The organism is Dysgonomonas sp. PH5-45, from assembly GCF_029893235.1.
Lineage (GTDB): Bacteria > Bacteroidota > Bacteroidia > Bacteroidales > Dysgonomonadaceae > UBA1309.
Genome location: NZ_JARXWE010000015.1, coordinates 45,460 through 65,856 on the forward strand (window position 1 = coordinate 45,460; position 20,397 = coordinate 65,856).

A 20,397-nucleotide genomic window follows, 5' to 3' on the forward strand; every position below is an offset into this window, starting at 1 on the left:
ATTTTAATTTATCGTTTATACTTCTTTTTATACAATTCCTCATTCAAAAACACAAATGGTAATAGTGTAAACAAAGTCCCAAAGAATAAGACTTCCTTTAACGGCCATCTATGAAAGAAACAATGATGATGGGGACATCTGGTTACATAATACCATAACAAAAAACCTAATGTAATCCCAATGGTTATACTTAACGCTACAATCCATTTTTTTGCTCTTGAACTAATCATTTTTTTCTTTGCAATGACCTTACTCTTTTTTTTCTTTTGCTGTCTTTTCATGACATCATTTTTTAGAGTTCTACGGCTGCAAGTTCGGCAAATGCCAGTTGATAATCCCTTTCGGCTGCAAGCGTCTGGTTTACGTTGTCGTAGTACAATCCCATTTCAACCATGTAATCAAGCAAGGATATTTCACCCGCATCAAGTGCTTTTTTCAACAGGATGGTATTATTTACGTTTGCCAGCGATTTACGATATTTGTCGGCAGTAGTTTTCAGTCCCATTGCTTTGGAATACTGTATTTGCAGTTGGCTGAAAAACTGTTGCTTGGTATCGGCTTCGCGGCTTTGGGCAGCAGCAACAGATGCCTTTGCCTGTTTCACCTGATTTTTATTCGACCATAGCGGTATGGATATACCAAGCGACACACCCTGATACCGTTGTCCGACTACTTTTTCACTCATGTATCCGGCGGTAAACTTAGGCAGGTTCATCGCTTTGCTTAGTGATACCTGTTTCTGGCTTACTTCGATTTCGTTACGCACGTATGCCAACACCGGGTTTTTATCTTCGGCTTGTACATACCAGTCGTTAAAGTTCAACGGAAGCTCACGGCTGCCGTAGTCTGCATCATTAAAGACTACGTCGATACCGCCGTTCAGCCTTTTCAACTGGGCAAGGAGTGCATCACGTTCTACTTCCATGCGCGATATTTCTCCTTGTATGGTAGAAAGGTTCAGGTTTACTTTGTTGTACTCCAAGATACTTACGTCGCCCCTGTCCATACGGTCTTTATAACCTTTGGCAATGGTTTCTGCATGTTCCAGACGCAAATAAAGTTCTTTAAGCAGGGAATTGTAATATATCAGTTCAATGCAGTATTGTTTTGCTTCGAGCAATATATTCATACGGTCGGCTTTGTACTGCCATTCCACAAGGTTGTTTCTACCGTTTGCTAACCGACTTTTCATTCCCGTAATGGTGGGAATGTCGAATGTCTGCGATACGCTAAAATCGGTACGATTACCTATATTTGAAGGGTTACCCCAGAGATAATTGAAGCCCACTTCCGGATCATCAAGGAAGATGCCCGTTTTGTTTTGCAGCTTATCCGCTTCAACTTGTTCGCGGAGGGCTTTCAGGGTTGTATTGTTCTCTTCTATCGAAGACAATACAGGGTTGATATTATTCTGCGCATTGAGCGTTATGCCTGCGAAGAGTACCAACATGGTTATTATGATTGTTCTCATTCTAATTCTAATTTAGTGTTGTTTACTTCAGGTTCCTCGTTGTCCAGAATTTCGGTTTCAACTACTTTCCTGTTTGTAATTAAGTACATGATAGGAATAATAAAGCCGTTGAGCAAAGTCGATGTGAGCAATCCGCCCAGGATAACCTTTGCCATCGGACTTTGTATTTCGTTACCCGGCAAATCACCACCCAATGCAAGCGGTATCAGTGCAAGACCGGAGGTTAATGCGGTCATCAAGATGGGGTTTAGACGGTCTAACGAGCCGGTCATTACCGCATCAAGTTTGCTATACCCCTCTGCCACAAGGTCGTTGTATCGTGAGATAAGCAACATACCGTTACGTGTAGCGATACCGAACAGGGAGATAAACCCGATAATAGCCGGTATGCTCAGAACGCCGTTAGTAAAGAAAATGGCAAACACTCCGCCGATAAGGGCAAGCGGCAGGTTAAGCAGGATAACAACGGACTGGTTTATGCTCTTAAACTGCGCAAACAGAAGCATGAAAATAGCAAGAATGGAGAAGATTGAGGTAATAAGCAGGGTGCGTGATGCTGCCTGTTCGCTCTCAAACTGTCCGCCGTACTCAATATGATAACCTTCGGGCAGTTCTATCTTTTCGTTTACGATGTCCTGAATGTCATTTACTACTCCGCGCAGGTCACGTCCGGCAACGTTAGCCGATATTACAATCTTACGGGCAACGTTTTCCCTATTGATGGTGTTGGGGCCTGTGGACGATGTTATTTCGGCTATATTACTCAATGGAATTTTACGTCCGTTGGCATCAACAATAAGGTTCTTTATCCTTTCGGCTGTTTCACGGCTATCGTCGTTTACTTTTAGGGTAAGGTCGAACGAGCGGTTTTCTTCGTACACCTGTGAAACGACTTCACCTGCGAGCATGACGTTTACAATCTTCGCAAAGTCGGGTAAGGTTATGCCGTATTTCGCCATTACTTCCCTTTTGGGTTCTATCTTCAACTGCGGACGTTCCACTTGTTGTTCTACGTTCAGATCGGCAATACCTTCAATGTCCTGAATGTTTGCTTTTATTTGGTTACCGATGGAGAACATTTTATTGAGGTCTGTTCCGAACAACTTGATAGCGATGTTGGCACGTGTACCGGATAACATAGCGTCGATACGGTGCGAAATGGGTGCGCCTATTTCTATATTCACTCCCGGCAACACTTTTATCTTTTCGCGTATTTCGGCAAGCACTTCATCTTTGGAACGTTTATCGAGGATGAACGGTGCTTCGATTTCCGATACGTTTACACCGAGTGCGTGTTCATCGAGTTCGGCACGTCCTGTTTTCCGTCCTACGGTTTGAACTTCGGGTATGGAAAGCAAGATATCTTCTGCTATACGCCCCATCTTGTCGGATTCTTCAAGCGATATACCGGGCATACTACTGATGCTTACGGTAAATGAACCCTCATTGAATGGCGGCAGGAAGCTACGACCTAATGAGAAGAAAATGATAACGGCAATCACTAAAACAACACCTGTTCCGCCAAGTACCCATTTCTTGTATTTGAGTGTCCATTTAAGGGCTACCTCGTAAACGATTTTCAGTTTCCTTACTATATACGGTTCACGTTCCGGTTTATCATCTTTTCGTGGTTTACCCAACAGGTAGCTACACAATACTGGAGTAAGGGTTAAGGCTACTACGGTAGAAGCTATCAATGCCATAATAAAGGCTACTCCTAACGGTGCAAGCATACGACCTTCCATTCCAGAAAGGAAGAACAAGGGAACGAAGCTGGCGATGATGATAAATGTGGAGTATAGAATTGGCATACGCACTTCTTTGGAAGCATCGAACACGACGTTGAGTACGGTTTTTTGCAGTTCCTTTGGTTTCTGCCTGTTCTCCCGCAATCGCTTGAACACATTTTCTACATCGACAATGGCATCATCCACAAGCGAGCCAATAGCAATAGCCATACCTCCGAGGCTCATGGTATTAATAGTAAGCCCCATGAATTTTAAGGAGAGTATTGCAAAGACTAATGACAACGGTATCGTTACAAGTGATATAATGGTTGTACGTGCGTTCATCAGGAAGATAACGAAAACGATAACCACGAAGATACCCCCTTCGTACAATGATTTCTGTACGTTATTGATGGAGTTGTCTATAAAACGTGCCTGACGAAAGATGTCGGTTGTTATCTTCACATCTGCCGGAAGCTGTTTCTGTAAATCGGCAAGCGAAGCGTCAAGTTTGTCTGTCAATTCGAGCGTACTTGTAGCCGGTTGCTTGGTAACAGTTATCAATACGGCAGCTTTGCCGTCGTTGGATGCCATACCCAGTTTAGGTGCTTTATCTCCTATTTTTACTTCAGCAATGTTTTCTATCAGGATAGGAACATTGTTTACTGTTTTGATAACAGCTTTTCCCAATGATGGTATTTTATTTGTTGAAAGCACGCCACGGATGATAAATTCGTTTCCGTATTCATACAATACACCACCTGCGGCGTTCTGGTTCATTTCGGTAACGACGTCGATTACTTCATTGAGTCCGATGTTGTAATGTTTCATCTTTCCGGGATCGAGCAATATCTGGTATTCCTTGATTTCACCACCGAGAACGGTTACCTGTGCCACTCCACCTGTTGATAATAAACGGGGGCGGATAGTCCAGTCAGATAATGTCCGCAAATCCTGTAATGAGGTTGAATCGGCGGTTACTCCGATAATCATAAGCTCACCCAGTATGGACGATTGCGGCCCCAACGTCGGATTACCAACGTTAGACGGCAACTGGTCATTGACAACGGCTAACTTTTCGGATACAATCTGACGGGCACGGTAGATGTCCGTTCCCCAGTTAAATTCTACCCATACGATAGAAAAGCCTGTGGTAGAGGATGAACGCACACGGCGTACATCAGTAGCACCGTTCAGGGCGGTTTCGACAGGGAAAGTAACGAGCCGTTCGACTTCTTCGGGAGCCATACCTCGTGCCTCTGTCATCACCACAACGGTGGGTGCATTGAGGTCGGGAAATACATCGACTTCCATATTGACGGCTGTATAGGTTCCTGCCAGCATAAGCAGCAGGGATGCCACTAAAACAACGACACGGTTGTTCAGCGAGAATTTTATTATCTTGTTCAACATACTGATTCGTGTTTTAATGGTTAGTGACTATGTCCTTCGGGCATTACTGAAGAAGTTGCTGCCAGTTTCACCTGATATACTCCTTTGGTAACTACTTTGGCTCCGCGTTGAAGACCTGAAAGGATCTGCACTCTTTCGCCGTTATTCTGTCCGAGGGTTACTTCCTGTTTCTTATATTCTTCGTCGCCTATTTGCAGATACACGAAGTTAAGTCCCTGTTCTTCGGTAATAGCAGAAACGGGAACGGATATTACATTATCCTGTAAGGTCGAAAGCAGATATACTTCGGTATATGCTCCGGGAATAATATCGCCCACGTTATCAAACTCGAATGTAACAGGAATATAGAAAGATTGGTCAGTGGATGCTTTACCGAAAGATAAAAGCCGGCCGTTAAGTTCCGAAAGTTTATATACCTGATTGTCATAGGCAGGCTTAAAGTTAGCACTACTGATGCTTTTAAGTATCTTGAAATTGTTCTCTGATACTTCGGCTCGTAGCTGCAAACGCCTATTCTGCGATACAGTTGCAATGGGCTGACCTACTGAAACGTATTCCCCCTGTGCAACAAGCCTGTTCTTAATATATCCGGCAATGGGAGCTGTAACGCTTACCCCGGTGGCTGTCATATTGCCTGCCTGTGCCTGATATACTGTTTTCGCTGTTTCATAACGCAAACGAGCCTGTTCAAAGTCCTTAGCGGAAATAATCTGGTCTTTTACCAATGATTCGGCACGTTGGAACTCTTTCTGTGCAGTTTCGTATTCAATCCGCGCTTTTACGGACGGATCGCCTTCCAACAGTTTCTTTGCTGAAATAGTTACAATGGATTGTCCGGCTTGTACGGCTGTACCGTCTGTTATGGACGGATTGGTGAAAGATACAATACCGTTGGAAGTAGCTGCAATAACAGCTTCATCACCCTGCGAGGCTTGTATCTGTCCACTGGTTTTAATGGAATTGTAGAAACTACCAAGAGCAACGGTTTCTGTCTTCAATCCAACAAGTTGCGCTTGCTGTTTGGTGAAAAGTATTTCATCCGAATGGCTGTCTTCCATTGCTTCTGCTCCGTGGTCATGTCCGTCGCCCTCGGAGTGCTTATGATCTTTCTCGTTAGCGTGGTCATGCCCATCGCCGTCAGTATGTTTATGTTCTTTATCGTTTGAATGGTCATGTCCATCACCTTCGGAGTGTTCATGCTCTTTCTCATTAGAATGGTCATGTCCATCACCATCAACATGCTCATGTTTATCACTTGATTTTTGATTGTTTTTTCCCTGACCGGAATTGCATCCGGTTAATAATATTGCGATAACAACGAATAATCCTATTATGTACGTTTTCATTTTATTTTTTAATTATTGGGGGAAGTAAAGCATATCCTGATATTTGCTTTGCTTCTCGTGAGAAATATTGATTTTTATGGGTTGATATGTATATACCAATACCCTATGCCTTGAACATATCCAAATGCACAAAGCAGCATGACTTACAGCCTGTAAGTCAAAACATCAGGAAATTATGGAAGGAGGGGCGCGTAAACCGTGAAATTGGTTTGCTTCTGCGGATTTATAGAATGAAATAAATTCTCCGTACTCAAAGTCGGAGGTTGATTCTCCCGAATCGTAGATTAAGAAATCCGCAGCTAAAAAGAATATCGGGAATAAATGTGTAAGATCATGGTTTTGACAAGAAGAAACCTTGCACTTAGTTTCATTTGTCGTTTTGGGTGAAGTATATTTAGATTCAGCAATACAAGATTGTTCATGGTCACTGTCATTAGGTAACTCACGATGGTCTGTATGTTCATCGTTTACCTGATTATCCTGTTCGCATATCTCCATAACAATACACACCAATCCCTCATGATGATGATGTGGTACTATTGCAAGTATCAGTAATACTAAACTTGACAATGCAACAAACGATATGGAAATAATTCGTTTCACTAAATCTTTTTTTACCTGTGCAAAGATAAAATAAAAAGTCATGCAACTAAGTTGCAATCTTATCACATTTTCCGCAATAGCCTTTAATTACGAAATTAACGCTCTCCAATTCCATATTTCCCGGTAGTTCTATTTGAGGAACAGGCACGTTTTCCAAACAAAATGCCTTTTTACAGTAGTTACAGTAAAAGTGTAAATGATAATCACCTTCACTACAACCGCAATCCTCCTGACAAACCGAATATTTAACCGAACCTGATCCGTCGTCAAATTTATGAATCAGCCCATTATCATTAAAGAGGTGAATTATACGAGAAATAGTCGATTTATCAATGCTCAATAATTTTTTCTCTAAGTCCCCTAAACTGAATGCTTCGGTGAACTTTAGCATTGTATCCCATACTAAAATCCGTGTAGATGTGGGCTTTATGCCTTTTCCTTCTAATAATTTTATGATAAAATCGTCCACGTATTTCAAAGATTATTTATGTTATTTATTCTATAACAAAAAGGATGTGTCAAATGATGCTGATTTTAAAATCACTGCACATCCTTTTTGCATATAATATCTTAATTATGATGGTTGCCCTTATTATGAGAGCCATCGGCACTTCCATTGTGATTGTGGCTCTTATCAGTACAGGTATTCACATCATGATTTTGTTCCCCATTGTGATTATGACTTGCATCAGTGCAAGTGTTCACATCATGGTTTTGTTCTCCATTGTGATTATGGCTTGTATCTGTACAAGTATTCACATCATGGTTTTGTCCGTTATTGTGATTATGGTTTGCATCAGTACAAGTATTCACATCGTGGTTTTGTGTGTTGTTATGATTGTGGCTTACATCCATGCAGGTATTGGAATCATGGTTATTTCCTCCATGTCCTGTGCCTGTGCCATTGTGATGGGTACCGTCATGTTTAATTCCTGAATGTTGGGAATTTGTACAAACCTGATGTGTTCCGTCTGCAAGTATATCGCAGTTTTCGTGATTTCCGGCAGCACACTGATTCAGCACGCTGCTTTTGTAGATATCGCCATTTGAAAAACCGAGTGTAGATGCACGAAGCTCCAAACTTTGATCTATATCTCCAAAGTTGCTATCATCATCCTGGCTACAAGAAACGAATGTGATAACCGATGCGAGAACCGCTAATGAATAAAATACTCTTTTCATATTCCTTTATTGTTAAAATGTTATATGTTAATATACCGCATAAGAGTAATTATACCCTACCAAAAAATAAAATAATTTTTAACTTGAACGGAGAAAGACACTTCTCATAATTTTACCACAAGATTATCTCCTATTTTTGTAGAGGGCTTTTTCTCAATATACTCCCGTAATGAAAAATCTTTTCTCAATGCTCTATCAGAAATAAAAAGTATTGAACCGCCATAAATATCGGACATAATATCATCCTTTTCAGCTATGATAACACTCTCTCCTAAATATACTTTCATATTCTCTGGACGGCGGATTCCATAAACAATGTATTGTTTTGAATTTTCTGATAACTCAATCCCACTCTTACACATATTTTCATAACCGACATAGCTGTTCAGAAAAGGCATTTCAAAGGATACAATAAATATCACGGTTAAAATCCCTATTGATATGCTGTTAATCGAACGAATTATATTCTTTCGGAAAATCAGAAAATATAAAGAAAGGAATCCAAATAGAGCAAGTGAAATTAATCCCCATATTATGGAAGTGTGAATTTCATTCAACCAAGAAAATGTAATATCATTTTTACTCAATAAAAACAACGGCAAAGCCATTATTGCTATGAGAGATAACGCTATCATAAAATATACAATCCATTTCTTATTCTTTAATCTCATCAATATAATAACTGACAGATAAGCCACAAAAGGAAATACAGGCAACATATAAATTTCAATCTTTGCACTTACAATAGATAAGACAAGAAATGACGTTAAAACAACAGTCAAAAACAATTTATCTATATCTGTTTTTATCAGCTCATTTTTAATCCCTAACAGGATAAGGGCAAAGAATAAAATTGACCAAGGAGCGAAGGAATACCAAAATACCTGAAAATAATAATAGAACGGCTCCTTATGATGGAATGAGCTAACAGCACGGTTGAATGTCTGATTAAAGAGTAAATCGTTCAAATAACTATTTCCCGCTTCAACCCACACTAAGCTGAACCAAACAGAACAAAGCAATAAGAGTATTCCCCAAGTTCTAAACCCTAAATATTTTCCACTATCCTTAATTTTCCCTTTTATAGTTAGAAATGTCAGTATAGAGACTACCGGAATAATTATTCCGATTGGCCCTTTACTGAATATTGCGAGGAAAATACAAAGAGGAAGCAAATACTTATCATATTTTCTCTCTCTGCCTGAATACATTCTATAAAAAACATATAATGCCAATGTTATAAACATAGACATTAACATATCCATTCTTAGAATAATGGCTCCACCCATAAATAGAGCGCTTGTGAACAATAATAGTTTTGCACTGGATTGATATTCGTTTGGAAGTTCAGCTCGTGTCCACCTGTCCATCGTAAACTGAATGACAAAAGCGGGTAGTAATGAGAATAGCGACAAGAACCATATTTGATGACTTCCGAATATCTTTTTTCCGAGCATTATAATCCAGAAATATAAAGGCGGTTTATCGGCATATATTTCACCATGATTATAAAATGAGAAAAAATTCCCTGTTTTTAAGGCATCATCAACTATATTCAAATATCTAAGTTCGTTTGCAGGCGTATAATCCCGGAGTAGGATTAATGGGAACATTAATGCAAAAACAAGAATATAGTAGATGTGGTCAATCGTAAATAATCGTTTTAATGTCATAGTTAATAATTAAGGATTAACACCTATTGATTTTCCATTGAGTTAAACCACTCAATAAATGATTTTATTCCTTCCGGTAATACTGTTTTGGGCTTATAATGAATGTATCTGGTCAATTTGCTTATATCAGCATAGGTTTCCTTTACATCACCGGATTGAAAAGGGTACATTTCCAAATGAGCGTCTTTTTGCATTTCATATTCAATCGCTTCTATAAACTGGAGTAAATTAACTGGCTTTGAATTGCCGATATTAAAAATCTGATAGAAAGCGGAATCTGAATTTTTATCCGGAGTTTTATCCAAGAGTAAGACGATGCTTTTTATAACATCATCTATATAGGTGAAATCTCTAAGCATATCCCCATTATTAAAAACCTTGATTGTTCTGCCCTCCCGAATAGATCTTGCGAAAATCATCGGAGCCATATCAGGTCTTCCCCATGCTCCATATACAGTAAAAAGTCTTATTCCTGTGGAGGGCAAATTGAACAAATGACTATAAGAATGAGCCATCAGTTCATTACTTTTTTTTGTTGCAGCATAAAAACTGGCAGGATTATCAACTGTGGCAGATTCCTTAAAAGGAATTTTATTGTTCAATCCATAAACCGAAGAACTGGAAGCATATATAAGATGCTTGATATTATTATGCCTGCAACACTCTAAGATATTTACAAAGCCAAGAATGTTAGAGTTGATATAAGCATGGGGATTTTCTAAAGAATACCGAACCCCCGCTTGTGCTGCCAGATTGATAACATAATCAAATTGATACTTCTTAAAAAGAACACCTAATTGTATAAAGTCCGTAAGATCAATCTTTCCAAAATCATAATTGCAATAAAATGAACTATGGACTACTTCATTTTCTGTTATATCCTCTTTTCCTATTCCACATTCAGACAACCTGCCATATTTTAGGTTTACATCGTAATAGTCATTTATATTATCTATTCCCACAACGAAATTCTCTTTATTTTCAACCAATGCTTTTACCAAGTGAAATCCGATAAATCCTGCACTGCCTGTAACTAATATTTTCATTTAATCTCTTTTTTAGATTCATCCTCATTACAGTTTTTTATAATCAACCACACATTTCTGGAATATGTGATAAAACCAAAACTTTGACCAATAAGCAATACCGGATCTTCTCTGAATATTGCGTATGCAATAGTTATCAGAGAACCTATTATACTCAACAGCCAAAAGTTTAAGGGAAGGACAGATTCACCTCTCAATCTTGAATGCCACCATTGATAAACAAAGCGGAAAGTGAAAATTATCTGACCTGCGGAACCAAATAGAAGTAACCATAACGATATATTTGAAAATAACCTGTCAATGCTTACTTCATTGTTATATAGCACATAGCAAAGTGCGGCAGCAGGTATTAAGAGAATTACTGTTCTTATAGCTAAATGGATTTTTTTCCAGTTGTTTTTACTATTCAAATTCCATATATAGATATAATAGGAGAATAGTTGTCCGAGAATTATTACAAAATCTCCCCTTAGCCACCCATATATAGAAAATAATATAGAAGCTAATAAACTTAACTGCCAATAGATAGTCGGAGATACAACTTTTTTAGCCTTTTCCGATAAAATCCACTGAATAAGCATTCTGGCAGAAAATAACCCCTGTGCTAAAAAACCTAAAACAAAATACCAAATGTCGTTATTCACTTTTTGCTATGGCTTAATTAATACCTTCTTTTTCAATAGTATAGTTTATGTACCGTTTCTTCATCCATCGGAAAGCAAAGCAATCCATAAAAGGACTAACCAACCTGTTCCATAAATGAAATTTTGATTGACCTGCGGTACGTTCAAAATGCCTAACAGGAACCTGCTTTACCCTGCCATGTTGTAACTGAAGGAGAGCAGGTAGGAAACGGTGCATCCCCGTAAACATCGGAATGCGTTTAGCGTATTCGGTATGAATAATTTTTAGTGGACACCCCGTATCTTCTATGCCGTCATTAGTCATCATGCGGCGAAAACTATTGGCTATTTTCGACGATAGTTTTTTTCCTAAACTATCTTTGCGTCCTGTACGGATACCCATTACCATTTCATATTCATTTCTATATGGCAATAAAAGTTCAAAATCTTTAGGCGCTGTTTGTAAATCAGCATCTATATATCCGACAAATGACGACTGGGCTATATCTATCCCTGCTTTTATAGCTGCGCTTAATCCGCAATTTCGAGCAAAACTTATATAAAAAAGATGACGGTTTCGCTGACACACTTCCTGTATCAATGTTTTGCTTTGGTCTTTCGATCCATCATCAACGAATAGTATGCAGGTTTTTACTGATGAAGAACATACATATTCAGATAGTTCCTTTTCAAGTTTGTTTATATTTTCTTCTTCATTATAAACAGGAACTATTATGGTTAAATCATAATCTTTTGTAGAGTTCATATCATTTATATTTTAAAATTGCATTGAAAGCGATAAACCACCCTGCTGACCTGTGTAATAGGGGTAAAAAGCAAGATTTCGTTTGTTCTTTTTCTCCTGACCACCTTTAAATATTTTCTTTTCAACAGTAGGATAGAGCCAATAGGCAAGTTTTGTACTTAATATGCCAAGCCCGGCACCGAATGCGACGTCGCCTACCCAGTGCTTATTATTGTATATGCGGAATGCTCCGGTTCCCGCAGCGATAGTATATCCCGCTATTCCATACCAGATTGAAACATCTTTATATTCTTGCCAAAGAAATTCAGCACCCATAAAAGCGATTGCCGTATGCCCTGACGGAAAAGAATTTTTTGCGGATTTATCTGGTCTTTCAACTCGTGCCGTATATTTTAAACCATTCACTGAAGCCGCCGTGAACAGGCTTGCCATTCCTAAAATAATCGTCCTGTCTTTGAAATTGTGTTTGCCTTTTATCCCGACTAAGTTTAAAGCATATACACTCGCCGCAGGTACATATTGCGTTATATCATCAATCTGAAACTTTTCAGGTTTGTGTGTTATTACTTCATGCCCTATGGCATAGTTTAATAGGCGATTTTTGGGCGCTAATGTTGCTTCTATTGTTCCGTACAACATCAGGGATGCAGGTATTATTAATTGTTTATATGAGAATTTATAGTCATTTACCTGAATACTATCGCTTTCAGAAAGCGTGTTATTATTTGTTTGGGTATAAGCATTTGGGAGTGAAACCGAAAGTAATAACACAATGGTACACAATGCTTTTGTCAATTTTAAAAACATCTTATTTATATTATTTTTTTGGGATTGTTCGGAAAATTAGATATAGCGGTGGCTTAGTATCTACCGGAAGATAGATTACAAGCACAAAGGATAAAGACTATAATTTAGTCTTTCTGTTATGAAAAGGTGAAAGGAGGTGCCCGCAAACCATGAAATTGATTTGCTGCTGCGGATTTATAGCTTAGTATATACTCACCGTAATCAGATTCGATAAATGAACTATCTAAACTATAATTAAATAAATTTCCAACAAGGAAAAAGATAGGAAATAAAACAGTATCATTTTGATTATCTGATACTTTTAGTTTTGTTTCATCAACAGATGTAGGAATGATGAATTTTGATTTAGCAATACAGGTTTCATCGTGATTTTGCTCACTATCCGTATCGCTGTGATGTGTATGTTCATCGTTTATTGCATTATCCAACTCACACAACTCGATAACAATGCAGGCTTTCCCACCATGATGATGATGTGGAATAACTGCAAAAACCAAAAATAGTATGGTTGAGAGTACAATAGCGGATATGGAACATTTATTTTTCAAACTTAATATCTTAACTGTGGTTAGATAATTTTATTATAGGCAATGTGTTTTAAAAAAGGGATTCAATAAAGAAATTGTTTCCCCTTTATTGAATCCCATCGTACATAAAGGTTATTAATGGTGTTTACCATCATGCGAACCGTGTGAATGACCATCTTTGTCATGTGTTCCATGATCGGTTCCATTGTGATGGGTGCCGTCATGGTTTTTCCCTGAATGGTCGGAATATGCGCAGGCTTCGTGAGTGCCATCGTTATAAATATCACAATTTTCATGATTTCCCGCTGAACATTGCTCTGCTACACTTGCTTGGTAAGCTGCAACATCATCAAATCCTAAAGCCGCAGCTCTGGCTTCAATATCTTGTTTTGCTGATGTCCCAAAATCTTCATGGTCGTCATTACTGCAAGCAACGAATGTTACTGCAAATAAAACTACTGCCAACGAATAAAATAACTTTTTCATTTGATCTACTAATTTACGAATTTGTACTTTGTTTTTTTCTGAAGCGCTTTCGTAATAGTAACCGCATAAAGCAGGGTTTACCCTACCATAAATCAAAAAATAATTTCAAGAAATACCGTTGGAGTAAATGGAGTTGCTTTTGTGAAGATATTTGTTGCAGTATTTTGACCGGAAATCTGATAGTTGTATTTTATATTCTTAGTACCAAACACATTCAATAGCGATACGCCTGCTTGCAGCCTTACTTTCTTTATTTGTGCCCTGTATGTAGCACCTATATCAAAGCGGCTGTATGGCTCATCGGAATAATCCGTATGTTCGTGTTCGGAGCCATGCTGTCCTTCCTCATTGCCTTGTCCATGTCCGTGCCCTCCAGTGGAAATATAAGAAAAGCCTGTACCATAAACATAACTCAACGAAAAATAGAAAGGATCGAATGCCCCGATACCTCCGACTTTTATTTCATGCGAAAGTTCGTTTTGCGGTTTACTAAGGCGGTTGATGGAATACGAGCCATATAAAGTATGATTTCTGATTAGCTTTTTGGCAAACAAGTCTGCTCCTAAAATCGTATTATCTATTTTATAGACTGTATTATCCAAAAAATACTGACTGTTTTTTGTAGTCTTATAATATCCTTCCATACTGACCAAGAAGCCGTTTTTACTGTATGCAATACCTGCGGTAGTGTGCATTGCCTTTGTAAAGGTACTGTCTGCCATAGTCCATACGGTTTGAAATCCCGATTCATCATATTGGTATGCGGTACGGGTAAGAAACTGATTGTATAGTCCCCACGAAGCAGTTGCAGTTAGTTCTTCCGATATTTTATATGTGCCGGATAAACGGGGCTGTACATAGACTTTTTTATTCAATGGCATATCCACCCGTACACCTGCACTTAAAGTCAAATTATCCAATAATATATTATCTGTAATATAGACTGTCGGCTTATCCAGTTCTCCGCATAGCTCGTTCAGACTTACCCTGTATTGTTGCCACTCCCCGCCAACTTGTACTTTGTTACGGCTTCCGATATTAAAGTCATGGTTAAGTCTTACCGAAAACTCCTGTACCTCATTATCCAGATGACTAACATCGTCTGTTGTCGGCTTTTTATCTCCCAGTATTGTGAGATTATCCAACAAAGAGGTAAGCCGTGAGAATGTAGCCACAACTTTTGTAGTTGAGCCGTTTTCCCATACCCGTTTATAAGAAGCCGCCCCACCATATTGCCTGTTCTTTTCAGAAGCATTGACATCATACTCGTTTGGTTGATTTACCGAGTATTTAAAGCGGTCATTAGCTCCATACAGGCTGATGTAATAGGAATCATCCTTAAATGCTTTTCCTGATAGCTTTAAATTGGCATCATTGAAATGGTAATCAGGCTTTATATATATGCTTGAATAAATCGTTTGTGGATTATTTTCACTATTGGATAAATCCACATTCTCATTGTTATACAGGTTATAGAAAGTCTGCCTGTAAGCAGCAGAGATATTCAATTTCTTTGTCAAGGGTACCGAAGCAAAAAGGTTCATTGTATAATTGCTGACAGTTGCTTTTACAGACGGAGCATTAAAATTACCGTCTATACCTGTTATCTCCGTAATGGCACCGATACGTCCGCCCTGATTGGAGCCGTACCCGCCTTTCAAGATGCGTATGTCTTTTACCATATAGGGATTGACCGAACCTATATGGTCGTTATAGTTCTTTATACCGAATAGCGTATATCCGTCGTATGTTATCTTGCTTTCACCCATATTACTGCCCCACACAATCAGGTCTTCCGATGGCTCGCCCGATGCTCTTACTCCGGGCATCATCCGCATAAGGTTAAATACGGAATTATCATTGCTTCCGGGAATATATTTTGAAATTTGATGATTGATGCGGATTTCGCCGGGACTATTGCCGGATTGGATAAGCATTGTGGCGGGAGCAGGACTGACGATTACTTCATCCATAGTAAAAACAGCAGATTGTAGCCGGATTTCGTTTAGTCCGGGAGAAAGAATAGTATCTTGTGCCTGATAGCCCAAATACTGCACTTGTACACGCTGATTTCCTTTTTTCTCGGTTTTGAAAGAAAAATAACCTGCTTCATCAGTTGAAACGGTCTTTTCGGGAGTAGTGATATAAGCGTAAGGTAAACCTTCTTCGCTATCTGCATCCCTTATTGTCCCTGAAAACGTATAGTACCGCTTAACTTCAACAACAGGCGGTTGCTCTATCTTTTCAGTATAGGAAGCGATAACATAAACTCCGTTTATATTTTCGTGGCGAAACGGTTTATCTTTCAGCAAAAAATCAAGTGCGCTTTGAGGATTATTAAATTTTCGATTGACCGTTACCTTATATTGGGAAAGGGCATTATCATCAAAAGAAATTTCTACGGGTAATCCCCGCAGAACATCGTTAAGGGGCTTGTCATTAACGACCAAATGCAGCTCTTGTGAAAAAGCTGCAATTGTGCCTGTAAGGGTTATTATAAGTATAACTATAAATTTCTTCAATTACTTTATCTTAAATTCTATTCCGAACGGTTTACCTACTATTTTAAGCACATCATTCGGATCTTTAGCTTTCGTAAAATTACCTGAATATGAATAATTCAGATTTGAATTAGGCAATACTTCAATATCATACTGTCTTTCAATCTCCTGAATTACATCTTGCAAAGGTACGCTAACAAAAACAAATTTACCATGTTTCCAATTAATAGATTCTTTCGCATCTTCGACATCATTAGTGGTAAGTTTGCCATTACTTAATAATGCCTGCATATTCGGGGTAAGTATTACTGATTCCGATTTATCCGAAACATTCACCTTTCCGGTAAGACAGGTTACCTTAAAATTTTCGGCACGGGAAAACACATTAAAACTTGTTCCCAGTACACTTACAGTGTATTGCCCGGAACGTACATCAAATGTGCTTCCTTTTTCAACTTCAAAATATGCTTCGCCTTTCAGTTCTACATCACGGGAAATAAACCACCAGAGAGGTTTATAGCCGATTTTACTTTCGGCATTCAAATCTACTTTAGAGCCGTCGGGTAAAACCACCGCCAGATGTGTACCTCTTTCAGCAACTTCATTTTTTGTATAGAAAAATGCTATGGAGGGTAGAATTATAGCTATTGCAGCAATAGATGCAGCCGCATAAAACCACAATGATCTTTTTCGGGGAGCCATTTCAATAACTTTGGGAGTTTCTTCCAATCCTTCAAAGACACTATCCCAAATATCTTCTTTGCTTTTACTCCATTTAGGGGTTATTTTAATATCATCCGTTTTCATATCTTCTTTAATTATAATAGTTCTGTCCTAAGAAATTGCAAAGCAGCGCTCATCCGTTTTTCGACAGCTTTTACGCTTATATCCAAACATTGGGCTATTTCACTATACTTTAGTTCATCATTCCGGCTCATCAGGAAAACAACCCTTTGTAATTCCGGCATCTTTTCTAATGCTTTAGCATAAGTAGATGCCAATTCTTCAAAGTTTAATTCATCTTCGGGCGACAAGGGACTATCAATCTGAATACTCATACTCACCTCATAATCTAAACGGGTAGAACTTTTTCGATAATTGCTTATAACCATATCGTTTGCTATCTTATAAAGCAATGGTTTTAAATTAAGGTTATCCAGTTGTTCCCGTTTCTCCCAAATCTTCATAAAGACATCCTGTGCCATATCCGATGCTGCATCCCTATCGCCACAGCGATAGAAGATAAAACTTCGAATCGTATCAAAATACTTATCGAATAATTGTTTGAACTCTGCTTTGCTTATCATCCAGTTGGACATTTTACTATTATACCGCATGAAGATATAAATACCCTACATGAAATTATAAAGATTTTTGGTAATCAACTTTCAACACACCCGAATCATATACTTTTGTCTTTATTATTTCCCACTTAGATTCCTTGTTTTGTTCAGGAAATAAAGATATGCCTTTGCCCAAAATTATGGGGAAGTAGCAAATTTGCATTTCGTCAATCAAATCTGCGGCGAGCAACATTGAAATTAATTCTCCGCCTCCAACTAACCAAATATCTTTACCTTCCTGATTGCGAAGTTCAGAAATCGTTTCAATAATATTCTCCGTGATAAAACGTACATTCTCCTTTGTATCCCATTCATGGTGGGATACAACATAAGCCATCTGTTCCGAATATGGCCAAATTACATCCATGTTCATAATTTCACGGTAAGTACGACCGCCCATAATAACCGTATCAACCGAAGCTGATAGATTTTTGCAACCGTAATCTGTCTTTTCACGATTTGGGCATCCGGTAAGCCATTCCAATCCGCCGCCTGGCTCTGCAATCCGTTGGTCAAGTGATGCAGCGATGTAAAGGATAATTTTTTTCATGCTACTGAATTTAATTGTTTATACCATTGCTCGCTGTATCTCAAAAAAGAAGCGTGGAACTCACACTGCTCCGATACGAGGTACTGGTATACCTTTGAAAGAAACAGGCAAGCCCACGCCATACTCTCGTATAGCATGAACATTGCGCTATCTGTCCCTTTCAGTTGAAAATTACCAGTTTTCGTATCGAGACGTTCAGCGAACGTTATGTTATATATAAACGGAATTAATCCGCTAAAATTCTATTTATCTGGTGCAAAGATACCAAATTAGTTTAAGGTATTAAAGTCTTTCCAGTTGAGATTGTTGGTGCAAGGTGCAAGTATCTATATATAGATAAACTTGCACCTTGCACTACGTCTAAAAGATTATTTTTCAAAACCTTTGGTGATTTCAAAAATTGTAGTAACTTTGAACCCAAGTTTTATGCAGACAAATTGGCGTCAATAGCAGCCAGAACTGCCAAGAAAATAAGGCAGAAAAGGATATTGCTCCAATTCGTACCACATAAACAAAAAAAGATTTTTAATCACTGAATATATGCGTTTTGCGGTCGCGGGTTCGAGTCCCGTCCGTTCCGCTAAAAAAGGAATAAGGTTGGTAAGGTCGTTAAAAGACTGACGTACAACGAGTTTAAGAGTTTTGGCTCTAACTCGTACCCCTAAAGATAAAAAGAGGGGTTAAGTAGCTGGAAAACAGCGAAAAGACACAGTTTGGTGGCGTACCCGTCCATACCGCTTAAAAGACTGACAATCAGTCGATTACGAAGACAAAAAGCCTGTAAAATAGCATTTTACAGGCTTTTTTTATATCCCTTTAGGACACACTAAAGTCATTAAAAAGCCAAAGTCGGACAGAGTTCCGTTACCAAATCATTACCCATTTTCTAAAAAAACAAAAAGGTAACGAATGTCGCGATAAGGCGTTGATTTGTCGCAATTTGGCGTAGCAGAAATTCCTCATATGAGATCACAAGAAAGTAATTTTGTAATCTTAATAATTGAGTAATTATGCGTAGTACATTTAAAATTCTTTTCTACATTAAAAAGAATGCGATTAAGAGCAATGGGAAAGCTCCCATAATGGCAAGAATAACCTTAAACGGGGAAATTGCCCAGTTTAGTGTAAAATGCGAGGTTGACCCCGCAGATTGGAACCCCAAAGCAGGAAAAGCGAATGGCAAGTCTGCAAGTGCCATTAAGTTGAATGGGTTATTGGATAATTTCAGAGCAAGTCTTACCCAACATTACAGAGAAATAACAGATTGGGATAGTTGCGTTACCGCCGAAAAAGTTAGAAATGCATTTTTAGGCTTACAAACTCGTGAAGATTCCCTATTGGATTTATTCGACCATCACGTAGAAAATCTCAAAGCGCAAATAGGAAAAGATGTTAGTCGAGATACATATATGAAGTATCTGCGGACAAGGAACAGGCTCTATGATTTCATGAAATACAAGTACAATATTTCAGACATACACCTGAAAGAAATAAACCATTCTTTTCTTTGCGATTTTGAGGTATATATGAAGACGATGCATAGCTGCGGACAAAATACTACTGCTAAATTCATGCAGAGATTGAAGTCCATAATTCTTATAGCTAAAAGCAACGGGTGGATTAAAGTCGATCCCTTCCTAAACTATAAGCTGCAATTTGAGAAGTCTGAAAGAGAATATCTGACAGAGCCGGAATTGGAAGCCATTATGAAAAAGAAATTCCCTATCAAACGCCTTGAAACCGTAAGGGATGTATTTGTTTTTTCGTGCTTCACGGGTTTGGCATACGTTGATGTTTTTAATTTGCGAGAAAGTAATATCCGAACCACCTTTGACGAAAGTCTTTGGATTATTGGCAAACGTGTAAAAACTGGTGTTAGTTATAGAGTGCCTTTATTAGATATTCCAATGAGAATTATCGAAAAGTATAAAGGAACTCTGCCAAATGACGAAATACTACCTATCATAAGCAATCAGAAGATGAATTCTTATTTGAAAGAAATTGCAGCTGTGTGTGGAGTTGATAAAAATTTGTCATTCCACGTCGCACGTCATACGTTTGCAACAACCGTAACGCTATCTAAAGGGGTGTCAATAGAAAGCGTAAGTAAAATGTTAGGTCATACCAACATTAAAACGACACAAATCTATGCTCGGATTACCGATAATAAGATTAGTGATGATATGACTAATCTTGCAAGCAAACTTAAAAAATTGGAAACAAAATTTGCGATTAATCAATAATGCGAATCAGTATTTAAAAAATTAGATAAATAAAAGCGATGGCAATTTTGCCCATCGTATGTATGAGTAGTCCGGCAGTGGACCTTACTT

General features: G+C 38.4%; 20 protein-coding genes. 2 read left to right on the plus strand and 18 right to left on the minus strand.

From position 1 onward, the window contains the following. Positions 1–8: 8 nt before the first annotated feature. From M2132_RS07140 to M2132_RS07225, 18 genes are all read right to left on the minus strand, one after another. The gene (locus M2132_RS07140) at positions 9–281 is read right to left on the minus strand and encodes a hypothetical protein (RefSeq protein WP_129733343.1); all 273 of its coding nucleotides are present in this window, start codon (positions 279–281) and stop codon (positions 9–11) included. An 11-nt stretch (positions 282–292) separates the two neighbouring features. Further along, complete coding sequence (locus tag M2132_RS07145; RefSeq protein ID WP_129733344.1) at positions 293–1,471, minus strand: TolC family protein; 1,179 nt, start codon at positions 1,469–1,471, stop codon at positions 293–295. Continuing rightward, entirely contained in the window at positions 1,468–4,611 is a 3,144-nt protein-coding gene (locus tag M2132_RS07150) for an efflux RND transporter permease subunit (RefSeq protein WP_129733345.1), read from the minus strand. The genes M2132_RS07145 and M2132_RS07150 overlap by 4 nt, the downstream gene beginning before the upstream one ends. 20 nt (positions 4,612–4,631) lie before the next feature. After that, positions 4,632–5,957, minus strand: coding sequence for an efflux RND transporter periplasmic adaptor subunit (locus tag M2132_RS07155; RefSeq protein WP_129733346.1), 1,326 nt, complete (start codon positions 5,955–5,957; stop codon positions 4,632–4,634). 165 nt (positions 5,958–6,122) lie between these two features. Beyond that, positions 6,123–6,602 (minus strand): DUF6769 family protein, encoded by a 480-nt coding sequence (locus M2132_RS07160; RefSeq protein WP_163176182.1) that lies wholly within the window; start codon positions 6,600–6,602, stop codon positions 6,123–6,125. A gap of 4 nt (positions 6,603–6,606) precedes the next feature. Further along, on the minus strand, positions 6,607–7,029 hold the full coding sequence (locus M2132_RS07165) for a Fur family transcriptional regulator (RefSeq protein ID WP_129733348.1): 423 nt from the start codon (positions 7,027–7,029) through the stop codon (positions 6,607–6,609). Between the two features lie 101 nt (positions 7,030–7,130). After that, positions 7,131–7,742, minus strand: a complete 612-nt coding sequence (locus M2132_RS07170) for a hypothetical protein (protein WP_129733349.1) — start codon at positions 7,740–7,742, stop codon at positions 7,131–7,133. A gap of 104 nt (positions 7,743–7,846) precedes the next feature. Beyond that, positions 7,847–9,415 carry a glycosyltransferase family 39 protein gene (locus M2132_RS07175; protein WP_280698241.1) on the minus strand — a complete coding sequence of 523 codons (1,569 nt, stop codon included), beginning with the start codon at positions 9,413–9,415 and terminating at the stop codon, positions 7,847–7,849. Positions 9,416–9,438: 23 nt separating this feature from the next. Then, on the minus strand, positions 9,439–10,461 hold the full coding sequence (locus M2132_RS07180) for an NAD-dependent epimerase/dehydratase family protein (RefSeq protein WP_129733351.1): 1,023 nt from the start codon (positions 10,459–10,461) through the stop codon (positions 9,439–9,441). Then, positions 10,458–11,042 (minus strand): lipid-A-disaccharide synthase N-terminal domain-containing protein, encoded by a 585-nt coding sequence (locus M2132_RS07185; protein ID WP_203558323.1) that lies wholly within the window; start codon positions 11,040–11,042, stop codon positions 10,458–10,460. Before M2132_RS07185 ends, M2132_RS07180 begins: the two co-directional genes overlap by 4 nt. A gap of 76 nt (positions 11,043–11,118) precedes the next feature. After that, entirely contained in the window at positions 11,119–11,850 is a 732-nt protein-coding gene (locus M2132_RS07190) for a glycosyltransferase family 2 protein (protein WP_129733353.1), read from the minus strand. Between the two features lie 12 nt (positions 11,851–11,862). Continuing rightward, positions 11,863–12,657, minus strand: coding sequence for a phosphatase PAP2 family protein (locus tag M2132_RS07195; protein ID WP_129733354.1), 795 nt, complete (start codon positions 12,655–12,657; stop codon positions 11,863–11,865). 116 nt (positions 12,658–12,773) lie between these two features. Further along, positions 12,774–13,205 carry a DUF6769 family protein gene (locus tag M2132_RS07200; protein WP_129733355.1) on the minus strand — a complete coding sequence of 144 codons (432 nt, stop codon included), beginning with the start codon at positions 13,203–13,205 and terminating at the stop codon, positions 12,774–12,776. A gap of 114 nt (positions 13,206–13,319) precedes the next feature. Further along, positions 13,320–13,670: a hypothetical protein gene (locus tag M2132_RS07205; protein ID WP_129733356.1), complete on the minus strand. Its 351-nt coding sequence runs from the start codon at positions 13,668–13,670 to the stop codon at positions 13,320–13,322. A 92-nt stretch (positions 13,671–13,762) separates the two neighbouring features. After that, positions 13,763–16,192, minus strand: coding sequence for a carboxypeptidase-like regulatory domain-containing protein (locus tag M2132_RS07210; protein WP_129733357.1), 2,430 nt, complete (start codon positions 16,190–16,192; stop codon positions 13,763–13,765). Beyond that, positions 16,193–16,978 carry a FecR family protein gene (locus tag M2132_RS07215; RefSeq protein WP_129733358.1) on the minus strand — a complete coding sequence of 262 codons (786 nt, stop codon included), beginning with the start codon at positions 16,976–16,978 and terminating at the stop codon, positions 16,193–16,195. Positions 16,979–16,989: 11 nt separating this feature from the next. Beyond that, a complete protein-coding gene (locus M2132_RS07220) occupies positions 16,990–17,478 on the minus strand; it encodes an RNA polymerase sigma factor (protein WP_129733359.1) in 489 nt (162 codons plus the stop codon). A gap of 55 nt (positions 17,479–17,533) precedes the next feature. Further along, entirely contained in the window at positions 17,534–18,064 is a 531-nt protein-coding gene (locus M2132_RS07225; protein WP_129733360.1) for a dihydrofolate reductase family protein, read from the minus strand. Here M2132_RS07225 and M2132_RS07230 point away from each other — a divergent pair. Together M2132_RS07230 and M2132_RS07235 are read left to right on the plus strand one after the other, a co-directional pair. Then, positions 18,063–18,203, plus strand: a complete 141-nt coding sequence (locus M2132_RS07230; protein WP_280698243.1) for a hypothetical protein — start codon at positions 18,063–18,065, stop codon at positions 18,201–18,203. The genes M2132_RS07225 and M2132_RS07230 overlap by 2 nt on opposite strands. An 871-nt stretch (positions 18,204–19,074) precedes the next feature. Next, positions 19,075–20,307: a site-specific integrase gene (locus M2132_RS07235; protein WP_280672689.1), complete on the plus strand. Its 1,233-nt coding sequence runs from the start codon at positions 19,075–19,077 to the stop codon at positions 20,305–20,307. Positions 20,308–20,397: the final 90 nt, after the last annotated feature.